A 12,157-nucleotide genomic window follows, 5' to 3' on the forward strand; every position below is an offset into this window, starting at 1 on the left:
GCGCTCCTCCCTGGCGCCGACGCCGCCCGGGCCACCGGACTGTCAGGGCTCCATCAGACGGGCCAGCACGTCCACCGGATCGCCCCCCGCCGTTCCGGCGGGCCACCAGTCGTCAGCGCCGTCCGACTCGTAGCCGTACCAGAGGCCGTCGCGGCCGTAGCGGAGCTGGCAGCGGTCGGCGGTGAGGTGGTTGTGCCACGGGCGGAGGTCCGGGTGGCCGAGGGCGAGCAGGGTGGAGCGGGCCCGGTCGAAGGGTCCGGCGGGCGGGTCCCAGAGGCCGTCGAGCACCGACAGGGCGGTGGGGCCGCCCTGCCGCCACGCCGCGACGGCCTTGGCCAGGTCGGTGGGGGTGCGGCCGAGCGCGCGGGTGAGGGACGTGTAGAGGTGGCGGGTCGCGGCGGTGAGGCCCGAGCCGGGTTGGGCCGCGGCGATGCGCACCGCGTCCTGCCAGGCGGTGAGGCCGTCGATCGGGTCGGTGCCCGTGGTGAGGAACGCATGGGCGCGGGTCGCCGCGTCCGTCGCCAGGTGGTCGAGGGTGAGCGGGTCGGGGGCGTCGCGGGTGTGCGGGTACGAGGGCGGGGTGCCGGGGTGCGGCGGGAGCGGGAGCGGATCGGGAAGCGTGCCGAGGGGGCCGTGGGCGAGGGCTTCGCGGGCCGGGAGCGCCGGGGTGGGTGCGGGTGCACGGGTGGCGGTCGCGGTGTGGGCGGCGTTGCGGCGGGTCAGGGCGTCGAGGATCTCGCGCTCGTCGCGGCCGCGGAGGAGGAAGACGACGAAGGGGTCCTCGTCGAGGATGCGGGCCACCTGGTAGCAGAGGGCCGCCGCGTGCTTGCAGGGACGGCCGGCGTCCGGGCAGGTGCAGCTGGGCAGCAGGTCGCCCGCCGTGGCGGGAAGCAGGGGCGTGCCGGAGAGGCGTGCGAGGGGATCGAGCAGGGCCTGCGGCATCGTCTTGGCGAGCAGCGCCTCCAGGTGCGCGGGGTCCTCGGCGGCGGCGTCCAGGAAGTCGTCCCAGTCCTCGTCGGCGAGGGTGCGCAGGCGGATGTCCGCACGGTACGGGCGGGCCCGGCTGCCGCGTATGTACGCCACGACCCGCCCCGGAGTGACCGTGATCGTGTCGACGTGCCCCGCGTCGGCGTACGCCCGGCCGCGCGCGAGGCGGGCCGGGTCCAGGGAGAGCGCTTCGAGGGCCTCCACCCAGGCACGCCCCCACCAGGTGGTGGCCGGTCCGGTGGCCTCCGAGGTGGGTGGGAAAGTGCGGCGCCGGTCGGCCGCGGGTGCGCTCGCGGAGGCTCCGGACGCGCTGCGCGGCGTCATGACTCCCTCCCGGGCGGAGCGCCGAACGGGGCGGGGCGGGCGGCAGCACCAGGACGGGCATGACACGCGGCGGCGTCGGAGTGGGCATGACGTACCGCGGCGTCGGCGCTGGCCTGACGCGGGGCGGCGTCGGGGCGGGTGTGGCGTTGGGCGGGGCGAGGCACGGGACGGGGCGTCACGACGGCCTCCTGAGCGACACCAGGTCCGCGAGTTCGCGGTCGCTGAGTTCGGTGAGGGCGGCCTCGCCGGTGCCGAGGATCGCGTCCGCCAACGAGCGCTTCGCGGCGAGGAGTTCGGCGATGCGGTCCTCGACCGTGCCCTCCGCGATCAGGCGGTGGACCTGTACGGGCTGGGTCTGGCCGATGCGGTACGCGCGGTCCGTGGCCTGTTCCTCGACCGCCGGGTTCCACCAGCGGTCGAAGTGCACCACGTGCGCGGCGCGGGTGAGGTTGAGGCCGGTGCCCGCCGCCTTGAGGGACAGCAGGAACACCGGGACCTCACCGGACTGGAAGCGGTCGACCATTTCCTCGCGCTGCGCCACCGGTGTCCCTCCGTGCAGGAGTTGGGAGGGGATCGCGCGGGCGGTCAGGTGCTGGGACAGGAGGCGGGCCATGGACACGTACTGGGTGAAGATCAGTACGGAGTCCTCCTCGGCGAGGATCGTGTCGAGGAGTTCGTCGAGGAGGGCGAGCTTGCCCGAGCGGGCGGTGAGCCGGGCGGGGCCCTGCTTCGGCCCGCCCTCCTTCAGATACTGCGCGGGGTGGTTGCAGATCTGTTTGAGGGAGGTGAGCAGCTTCATGATCAGACCGCGTCGGGCGATGCCCTCGGACGCCTCGATCGCGGCCATCGTCTCGTTCACCGCCGCCTGGTAGAGCGCGGCCTGCTCGCGGGTGAGCGGGACGGGGTGGTCGGTCTCGGTCTTGGGCGGCAGCTCGGGGGCGATGCCGGGGTCGGACTTCTTGCGGCGCAGGAGGAAGGGGCGGACCAGCCGGGAGAGCCGTTCCACCGCTTCGGGGTCCTCGCCGCTCTCGACGGCGCGGGCGTGCCGGGCGCGGAAGGTGGTGAGCGGGCCGAGCAGGCCGGGGGTGGTCCAGTCGAGCAGGGCCCAGAGTTCGGAGAGGTTGTTCTCGACCGGGGTGCCGGTGAGGGCGATCCGGGCGGGGGCCGGGATCGTGCGCAGCGCCTTGGCGGTGGTGGAGCGGGGGTTCTTCAGGTGCTGGGCCTCGTCCGCGACGATCATTCCCCAGGTGTGCGTGGCGAGTTCGGGGGCGCTCGTGCGCATCGTGCCGTACGTGGTGAGGACGAAGCCGCCGTCGAGACCGGCCAGGTTGCGGCCGGTGCCGTGGAAGCGGCGGACCGCCACTCCGGGAGCGAACCGTTCGATCTCGCGCTGCCAGTTGCCGAGGAGGGAGGCGGGACAGACCACGAGGGTGGGGGCGCTCCGCGCGCGCGAGGCCGTACCCGTACGGTGCAGGTGGAGGGCGATGACAGTGATGGTCTTGCCGAGACCCATGTCGTCGGCGAGACACCCGCCCAGGCCGAGCGATGTCATCAGGTCGAGCCAGGCCAGTCCGCGAAGCTGGTAGTCGCGCAGGGTGGCGTGCAACTCGGGCGGCTGTGGGACGGTGTCCGCACCGCCACGGGCGAGCCGGTCGCGGAGGGCTGCCAGCGCCCCGGCCGGTACCGCCTCGACCTGCTCGCCGTCGATCTCCGCCGTGCCGGTGAGTGCGACGCCGAGCGCGTCGGCGGGGTCCAGCAGCCCCAACTGCCTTTTGCGGGCCTTGCGTACGAGAGCGGGGTCGACCACCACCCACTGGTCGCGCAGCCGCACCACCGGCCGGTGCTCCTCGACCAGTGCGTCCATCTCCGCCTCGGTGAGTTCCTCGCCGCCCACCGCGAGCTGCCAGCTGAACGCGAAGAGGTGGTCCGCCTCGAAGAAGGGTGTGCCGTCGGTGGCCGAGCCGGGTGCGGGGCGCACCACGGCGGTCGCGGTGAGCGTACGGGCCAGCTCGCGTGGCCAGTGGACACTGACGCCTGCCGCCTCCAGCCGGTGCGCTGCGGGGCCCAGCAGGTCGTACAACTCGTCGTCGGACAGGGGAAGTACGTCGGGGACGGGCTGTTCCAGAAGGCGGGCGAGCGGCGGCCAGACGCGGGCCGCGCGGCGCAGCGCGAGAACGGTGTCGATACGGGCACGCGGGCCGAAGTGGTCGCCGCCCCCGCCGTCCCAGAGGTCCGCGACGTCGACGAGGTGGGTGGGGTCGGCGAGGCTGTGGACCTGGACGACGGCGGCGCCCGCGCGGCGTGCCCCGGCCTCGGTGTCCTCGTCGCGCGGGTCGAACAGGCTGTGCACGGGCAGGTCGAGCCGGAGTGAGACCCGCACCCCGGCGTCCGCGCCCGCCGCCACCTCGGCAGCCCATTCCCGCAGTTCCGGCAGGTGCTGGGCTGCACGCGCGGCGAAGGGGGCGCCAAAGGCGTAGGCCGCCGCCGGGGTGCGGGGCAGGGTGTCGGCGACGGCGTCGACGAACGAGCGCACGAGGTGGACCGGGTTGGGGACGTGAAGGGGCTTGCGGTCAGGAACGGGGACCGCGTACCCCTCGGGTGGCATGGCGGCGGCGATGGCCCGCAGGTGGGCGATGTCGGCGGCGTCCGGCGGCCCGGCCCGCCAGGCGTCGTGACCCGTGGCCGTGAGTCCCGGCAGCAGCAGACCCCGCGCGACCAGGTGCAGGGCGTGCTGGGCCGCGGCGCCCCAGCAGCGGGCGGCAGGGTGCGCGGCGGGGTCGTGCCGGGCCGCGACGAGGAGCGGGAGCGCGTCCGCCAGGGCGAGGAGGCGGGCGGGGACCGTACGGGAGCGGGGGACGGAGCCGTGGAGGCGGACGACGGTGATCTCGTCGAGGGCGCCCCCGGTGCCGCCGGTCTCGCCGCTGCCGGCCGGGCCGGGAGCGGGCGGCTCCGGCAGGTCCGTCCCGTCGGGGGCCCAGAGGGCGATCCGCGCTTCCCTCGGCAGGGGTGCGGGGAGGTAGAGCGCGGCGATGTGCCGGGACAGTCGCAGGGGTGCGGTGAGTGCTGCGCCCATCGTGCCGTCGCCTCCCTTCCGGTCCGGATCTGCGCAGGTGGGCGCAGGGTTTCCGCGTGGACCTGTGAGTCTACGGGCGGGGTCTGACAGTCGGGGCGGCGGCGAAGGACGCCGGGCCTGCGGCAGAAACACCCGGACGCTGTCCGTGTCGACGGGAGGCCTCAACTCCGCGGTGTCGCCCGTTCCTCCAGTTCCCGCCACACCTTCCGGACCTGGGGCTCCAGTGCCTCAAGCGGCCCGTCGTTGTCGATCACCAGGTCGGCGACGGCGAGGCGCTGCTCGCGGGTGGCCTGCGCCGCCATCCGGCCGCGCGCATCGGCCTCGCTCGTCCCCCTCACCCGTACCAGCCGGTCCAGCTGGGTGTCGGGCGACGCGTCCACGACCACCACCAGGTCGTACAGCGGTGCGAGCCCGTTCTCCGTCAGCAGGGGCACGTCGTGCACGACGACGGCATCGGCCGGGGCCGCCCGCTCCAGTTCCGCCGAGCGGGCTCCGACCAACGGGTGCACGATCCCGTTGAGGATCTTCAGCTTCTCCGGGTCGGCGAAGACGATGGCACCCAGCGCGGGCCGGTCCAGCGTGCCGTCCGCGGCGAGGACGCCCTCGCCGAACGCCGCCACCACGGCGTCGAGCCCGGGGGTTCCGGGCTCGACGACCTCACGTGCGATCTTGTCCGCGTCGACGACGACCGCGCCGTACGACGCGAGCAGCCGCGACACCTCACTCTTGCCGGCGCCGATCCCGCCGGTCAGGCCTACTTTCAGCATGACCGGAAGCCTAGGCCGCCCTCCGGGGCCCTCAGAGGTCGCCCTCCCGCTCGGCGAGGAACTTCTCGAATTCCAGGCCGATCTCCTCCGCCGAGGGCAGGTCCTTGGCCTCCGCGACGAGGCTGCCGCGCGTCTCCGCGCCTGCCACCGCGTCGTACTGGTGCTCAAGTCCCTGAACCAGTGCGACCAGTTCCTCGTCGCCCTCGCCGACCTGGCGGTCGATCTCGTCCTGGGTGCGCCGCGCCTCGGTGCGCAGTGCGTGCGCCACCGACGGCAGCACCAGCCCGGTCGCCGCGGTGATCGTCTCCAGGACGGTCAGCGCCGAGTCCGGATAGGCCGAGCGGGCCACGTAGTGCGGTACGTGGGCGGCGACGCCGAGCACGTCGTGCCCCGCCTCGGCGAGCCGGTACTCCACCAGCGACTCCGCCGACCCGGGCACCTGCGCCTCGTCGAAGGGGCTGCGGTGCCCCGGCACCAGGTCCGTGCGGTTGCCGTGCGGGGTGAGTCCGACCGGGCGGGTGTGCGGGACGCCCATGGGTATCCCGTGGAAGTTCACCGCCAGCCGCACTCCGAGCCGCTCCACGATCTGGCGCACGGCGGCCGTGAACCGTTCCCACTCCACGTCCGGTTCCGGGCCCGAGAGCAGCAGGAACGGGGCGCCCGTGGCGTCCTGCACGAGATGCACTTCGAGCGCGGGCGTCTCGTAGTCCGACCACCGGTCACGCTTGAAGGTGAGCAGCGGGCGGCGGGCCCGGTAGTCCACCAGCCTGTCGTGGTCGAAGCGCGCCACCACCTGGTGCGGCAGTGTGTCCAGGAGCTTCTCGACGATCTGGCCGCCGGTCTCCCCCGCGTCGATATAACCGTCGAAGTGGTAGAGCATGACCAGTCCGGCCGACTCCTGGGCCAGCGCCGTGTCGACGACGGCCAGCCCCTTCGGCTCCCATGCGTACAAACCCTGCGGATCAAGCACGATTCCCGCTACCTCCTCGCGTTTCACAGAGAAGAACGTGCCCGGCGGCGCAGGCATTCCCGGGTGCCGCCCCCTCCCTCGTACGAGGGGCCGGCCAACGTGCGGGAACCGCGAACAAGTTGTGCCGGCAAGCGGCGGAAATACGGCGAGGCCCGCTCCCCCGAAGGGGAACGGGCCTCGCTGTTCAGCCTGTTCAGCTGCCTGCCGTCAACCCGGGAGGGGTCGGACGGCCACACGACCGGTGAGGGTCAGAGCATTCAGCTCTGGCCGCCCGCCAGCTTCTCGCGCAGGGCGGCAAGGGCCTCGTCCGACGCCAGGGCGCCGGAGTTGTCGTCCGACTCCGAGGAGTACGAACCGCCCGAGATACCGGCGCCGGCGTTGCCACCGGTGGCGGCGGCCGGAGCGGCAGCGCCCTCGGCAGCGGCGGCCTCGTCGGCCTCGCGGGACTTGATGACCTGGGCCTGGTGCTGCTCGAAGCGCTGCTGCGCCTCGGCGTACTGACCCTCCCAAGCCTCACGCTGCGTCTCGAAGCCCTCGAGCCAGTCGTTCGTCTCGGGGTCGAAGCCCTCGGGGTAGATGTAGTTGCCCTGGTCGTCGTACGACGCGGCCATGCCGTAGAGGGTCGGGTCGAACTCGACCGAGGCCGGGTCGGAGCCGAAGGACTCGTTGGCCTGCTTCAGCGACAGCGAGATCCGGCGACGCTCGAGGTCGATGTCGATGACCTTGACGAAGATCTCGTCGTTGACCTGGACGACCTGCTCCGGGATCTCCACGTGGCGCTCGGCCAGCTCGGAGATGTGGACCAGGCCCTCGATGCCCTCGTCGACGCGCACGAACGCACCGAACGGAACCAGCTTGGTGACCTTGCCGGGAACGACCTGGCCGATCTGGTGCGTACGGGCGAACTGCTGCCACGGGTCTTCCTGCGTCGCCTTCAGCGACAGGGAGACACGCTCGCGGTCCATGTCGACGTCGAGAACCTCGACGGTGACTTCCTGGCCGACCTCGACAACCTCGGACGGGTGGTCGATGTGCTTCCAGGACAGCTCGGAGACGTGCACGAGACCGTCGACGCCACCCAGGTCCACGAAGGCACCGAAGTTGACGATCGAGGAAACGACGCCGGAGCGGACCTGACCCTTCTGCAGGGTCGTGAGGAACGTCTGGCGAACCTCGGACTGGGTCTGCTCGAGCCAGGCACGGCGGGACAGGACCACGTTGTTGCGGTTCTTGTCCAGCTCGATGATCTTGGCTTCGAGCTCCTTGCCCACGTAGGGCTGGAGGTCGCGGACGCGGCGCATCTCGACGAGGGAGGCCGGCAGGAAGCCACGGAGGCCGATGTCGAGGATGAGACCACCCTTGACGACCTCGATGACGGTGCCGGTGACGATCCCGTCCTCTTCCTTGATCTTCTCGATCGTGCCCCAGGCGCGCTCGTACTGTGCGCGCTTCTTGGACAGGATGAGACGGCCTTCCTTGTCCTCCTTCTGGAGAACAAGAGCCTCGATCTCATCGCCCACGGCGACGACCTCGTTGGGGTCGACGTCGTGCTTGATGGAAAGCTCGCGGGACGGGATGACGCCTTCGGTCTTGTAACCGATGTCGAGCAGGACCTCGTCCCGGTCGACCTTCACGATGACGCCATCAACGATGTCGCCGTCGTTGAAGTACTTGATCGTCTCGTCGATCGCCGCGAGGAACGCGTCCGCGTCGCCGATGTCGTTGACCGCAACCTGCGGAGTGGTGGCGGTGGTCTCGGTGCTGCTCGTCATGTGGGAAAGGGCTCCGGTACGGACAGAAGTCGTAGGTAATGCCACGCCGTGAGCCTGTCGCTCTGCAGAAGCCGGACAGCCGAAGAGGCACCAAGCCGAAAACCCGCCGGGCGCCTCGAAACCGAGGAGACATACCTACAGATGCGAGCGCGGCCTGCTAGGTCTGAGGCGCGCAGGCTCGCAGCGCAACTTGTAGCATACGGGGGCCGCCGGGCAGGGTCAATGCGCGAAGGCACCCACCCGGGGCGGAACGCCGCATTCCCGGCACAACTCCGGTGGGGCAGCGCCGCAATGGCCGCCCCGCCCGCCCTCGGCCACTCCCCGGCACAGTACCCGGGGAGGGTTCCGGGGAACCCCACTCAGACGATGCAGACGGGCGCGATGATCCAGCGATGAGCCATGAGGACGACGCTTTCGAGGCCCTCGACGTGTTCGGCGGACCGGAGGGCACCGCCGGCACCTCCGAGGGCGAGGACACCGAGCCGGAGGCCACCCGGCGCGCCGCGGGGGAGGCCGAGAGCAGCCGGGCCAGCCGGGGCTGGTGGGACCGCAACGCGGACGAGTACCAGCAGGACCACGGCACCTTCCTCGGCGACGACCGCTTCGTGTGGGGACCGGAGGGTCTCGACGAGGTGGAGGCGGAACTGCTGGGCCCCGTCGAGGACCTCAAGGGTCTCGACGTGCTGGAGATCGGCGCGGGCGCCGCGCAGTGCTCGCGCTGGCTGGCCGTCCAGGGCGCCAGGCCTGTCGCGGTGGACCTCTCGCACCGACAGCTCCAGCACGCCCTGCGGATCGGCGGCGGTGCGGACGGGGTGGGCCTGGTACAGGCCGACGCCGGAGTGCTGCCGTTCCGGGACGGCTCCTTCGACCTGGCGTGCTCCGCGTACGGGGCGGTGCCCTTCGTCGCGGACCCGGTGAAGGTGTTCCGCGAGGTGCGCCGGGTGCTGCGGCCGGGCGGTCGGTGGGTGTTCTCGGTGACGCACCCGATCCGCTGGGCGTTCCCGGACGAACCGGGCCCCGAGGGTCTGTCGGTCTCCGCCTCGTACTTCGACCGCACCCCTTACGTGGAGCAGGACGAGCAGGGGCGCGCGGTGTACGTGGAGCACCACCGCACGCTCGGCGACCGCGTCCGGGACGTGGTGGCGGGCGGGTTCCGGCTGGTCGACCTGGTGGAGCCGGAGTGGCCGGCGTGGAACAGCTCGGAGTGGGGCGGCTGGTCGCCGCTGCGCGGGAACCTGATCCCGGGGTCGGCGATCTTCGTCTGCGAGCGGGACTAGCGGTACGGCACTGGCCCGCGTGCCGGCGCGGCCCGCGGGGCACCGCCGTACCGGCCCGGGGCCGGTCCGCCGCCGCCCCCGGCACCCGTCGCGGTACGGACTCGGCACACGCTCCGGTACGGACCGGGGGCACGCGCGTACGAGACTGGGCGGGTGATACGTAACGACGCCCTGGAGCAGTTGCCCGTACGCGGTGCCGTGCCCGCCCTCGAAGAGGCGCTGGCGGTGCACGGGACGGCGGTGCTCTGCGCGCCGCCCGGCACCGGCAAGACGACGCTGGTGCCGCTGGTCCTGGCCGGGCTGGTGGGCGGGGGGCCCGCACGACGGGTGGTGGTCGCCGAGCCGCGGCGGATCGCCGCGCGGGCGGCGGCCCGGCGGATGGCGTGGCTGCTGGGCGAGTCCGTCGGCGAGCGGGTCGGCTTCACCGTGCGCGGGGAGCGCACGGTGGGCCCGCGCACGGTGGTCGAGGTGGTCACGACGGGAGTGCTGCTGCAACGCCTCCAGCGTGACCAGGAACTGCCGGGTGTCGACGTGGTGGTCCTGGACGAGTGCCACGAGCGGCATCTCGACGCCGACACCGTGGCGGCCTTCCTCCTGGACGTGCGCGCGGCCCTGCGCCCGGAGCTGCGGCTGGTCGCGGCGTCCGCGACGACGGACGCGGCCGGCTGGGCCGAGCTGCTGGGCGGGGCGCCCGTGGTGGCGGCGCAGGGGGTGTCGTACCCGGTGGAGACGGTGTGGGCGCCGCCCGCGCGACCGGTACGGCCGCCGCACGGGATGCGGGTGGATCCGGCGCAGCTGACGCACGTGGCATCCGTGGTGCGGCGGGCGCTCGCCGAACGGGAGGGGGACGTGCTCTGCTTCCTGCCGGGGGTGGGCGAGATCGCCCGGGTGGCGGGCCGGTTGAAGGGCGTGGACGCCGAGGTGCTCCAGGTGCACGGGCGCGCGCCCGCCGCGGTGCAGGACGCGGTGCTGGCAGGGCCGGGAACGTCGGGACGCCGTGTTGTCCTGACCACCTCCGTCGCCGAGTCGAGCCTGACGGTGCCAGGTGTGCGGGTCGTCGTGGACTCCGGGCTCGCGCGGGAGCCGCGTACCGACCACGCGCGTGGCCTGAGCGCGCTGACGACGGTACGGGCGTCCCGGGCGGCGGCACGGCAGCGGGCGGGCCGGGCCGGACGGGAGGCCCCGGGGGCGGCCTACCGCTGCTGGGACGAGGCGGAGGAGGCCCGGCTGGCCCCCTTCCCCAACCCGGAGATCAAGGTGGCCGATCTGACGGCGTTCGCGCTCCAGGTGGCCTGCTGGGGCGATCCGGACGCGTCCGGGCTCGCCCTGCTGGACGCTCCCCCGGCCGGGGCAATGGCGGCGGCCCGGGAGGTCCTGTCCGCCGTCGGCGCGGTGGACGCGGAGGGCAGGGCCACGCAGCGCGGCGTACGGCTGTCGCGGCTCGGACTGCACCCCCGGCTGGGACGGGCGCTGCTGGACGGCGCCCGGGAGGTTGGGGCACGGCGGGCGGCGGAGGTGGTGGCGCTGCTGAGCGAGGAGCCGCCGCGGGAGTACGGGGACGACCTGGCGGACGCCTGGCGGGCGGCACGGCGCGGCAACGACGCGTACGGGGCCCGATGGGGCCAGGAGGCACGGAGGCTGGCTTCGTCGGTGGCGGGGGCCGAGGGGGACGGTTCGGGATCGGAACGGCGTGCGGGTTCGAGTCCGGGTGCGGGTGCCGGAGGTGACGATGCCGTGGCCGGGCTGGTAGCGGCTCTGGCCTTTCCGGAACGGTTGGCGAGGGCCCGGGGGGCGGGTGCGTTCCTGATGGTGTCCGGGACGGGTGCCGAGGTCGGTGAGGGGTCGCGGCTGCGGAGTGCCCCGTGGCTGGCGGTGGCGGTCGCGGACCGGCCCGCGCACGCGGCGTCCGCGCGGGTCCGGCTCGCGGCTGTCGTGGACGAGGACACCGCCCGCCTGGCGGCCGAGCACGTACGGGCGCAGGGGGAGGAAGTCCGCTGGGAGGGCGGGGACGTCGTCGCCCGGCGGGTGGAGCGGCTGGGCGCCGTCGAGTTGTCCGCACGGCCGCTGCGGGACGCGCCACTCGTGCGCGTGCACGAAGCGCTGCGGGAGGGGCTGCGGCGGGAGGGGCTCGGGCTGCTGCGGTGGACGCGGGACGCGGAGGGGCTTCGGCAACGCCTGGCCTTCCTGCACAGGGTGCTGGGAGCGCCCTGGCCGGACGTGTCGGACGCCTCCTTGTCCGGACATACGGACGAATGGCTGGAGCCGGAGTTGTCACGTGCGCGGCGTCGGGCGGACCTGGGGCGCATCGACGCCGGCCAGGCGCTGCAGCGATTGCTGCCGTGGGCCGCTGGCGAGGCGGGTCGGCTGGAGGAGTACGCGCCGGAGCGGATCCGGGTGCCGAGCGGGTCGCGCATCCGGGTGGACTACGGCGGCGAACAGCCGGTGCTGGCGGTGAAGTTGCAGGAGATGTTCGGGTTGGCCCGGACGCCGCGGGTGGGGGGTCCGGCGCAGGTCCCGGTACTCGTACACCTGCTGTCCCCGGCGGGCCGGCCCGCAGCGGTCACCGCAGACCTGGAGTCCTTCTGGAAGGAGGGGTACCGGGGGGTACGGGCCGAGCTGCGGGGGCGGTACCCGAAGCACCCTTGGCCGGAGGACCCGATGGAGGTGGAAGCGACCCGCTTCACCAAGGCGAGGCTGCGGGGGTAGGGCGGAGGCGCTGCGGGTACGGACGGCCGGCGGATCCGGGGCCGTTCCGTGGGGGCAGGGTGGCGCAGGCAGTGCGGGCCGATCGCTCCGGCGCCGGCACGGCGCGCGGGCAGGAGCCGACCGACCGCGCGGTGTCCCACGTCCTCGACGCGGTGGCCCGGTTCCGGAGCCCTTACGTTCCCGCTGCCCGGGCGCCGGGCTGCTTCCGCACCTCCCCGGTCGGTGCGGGTCGGGATGCGGTGCGGAACTCGGTGCGGGGGCCGGGGGTTGTCGTCCCTGCC

Annotated in this window: 7 protein-coding genes; 2 read left to right on the top strand and 5 right to left on the bottom strand. The window is 73.5% G+C overall.

The features are described 5' to 3' along the window. Window positions 1-42: 42 nt before the first annotated feature. The 5 genes from HNQ79_RS00350 to rpsA form a co-directional block, all read right to left on the bottom strand. Window positions 43-1,311: an SWIM zinc finger family protein gene (locus HNQ79_RS00350; RefSeq protein WP_185025533.1), complete on the bottom strand. Its 1,269-nt coding sequence runs from the start codon at window positions 1,309-1,311 to the stop codon at window positions 43-45. A gap of 175 nt (window positions 1,312-1,486) precedes the next feature. Beyond that, window positions 1,487-4,384, bottom strand: a complete 2,898-nt coding sequence (locus HNQ79_RS00355) for an SCO1167/SCO6262 family helicase (RefSeq protein ID WP_185025535.1) — start codon at window positions 4,382-4,384, stop codon at window positions 1,487-1,489. Window positions 4,385-4,545: 161 nt separating this feature from the next. Then, complete coding sequence (coaE, locus tag HNQ79_RS00360) at window positions 4,546-5,151, bottom strand: dephospho-CoA kinase (RefSeq protein ID WP_185025538.1); 606 nt, start codon at window positions 5,149-5,151, stop codon at window positions 4,546-4,548. Between the two features lie 31 nt (window positions 5,152-5,182). Further along, a complete protein-coding gene (locus HNQ79_RS00365) occupies window positions 5,183-6,121 on the bottom strand; it encodes a PAC2 family protein (RefSeq protein WP_185025540.1) in 939 nt (312 codons plus the stop codon). A gap of 257 nt (window positions 6,122-6,378) precedes the next feature. Continuing rightward, complete coding sequence (gene rpsA / locus HNQ79_RS00370; protein WP_185025542.1) at window positions 6,379-7,893, bottom strand: 30S ribosomal protein S1; 1,515 nt, start codon at window positions 7,891-7,893, stop codon at window positions 6,379-6,381. Between the two features lie 392 nt (window positions 7,894-8,285). On the opposite strand from rpsA, the gene HNQ79_RS00375 reads away from it, so the two are divergent. Further along, a complete protein-coding gene (locus HNQ79_RS00375; protein ID WP_221507167.1) occupies window positions 8,286-9,170 on the top strand; it encodes a class I SAM-dependent methyltransferase in 885 nt (294 codons plus the stop codon). Window positions 9,171-9,323: 153 nt separating this feature from the next. Then, window positions 9,324-11,876, top strand: coding sequence for an ATP-dependent helicase HrpB (gene hrpB, locus HNQ79_RS00380; protein ID WP_185025544.1), 2,553 nt, complete (start codon window positions 9,324-9,326; stop codon window positions 11,874-11,876). Window positions 11,877-12,157: the final 281 nt, after the last annotated feature.

This window comes from Streptomyces candidus, assembly GCF_014207445.1.
Classification (GTDB): Bacteria; Actinomycetota; Actinomycetes; order Streptomycetales; family Streptomycetaceae; genus Streptomyces; species Streptomyces candidus.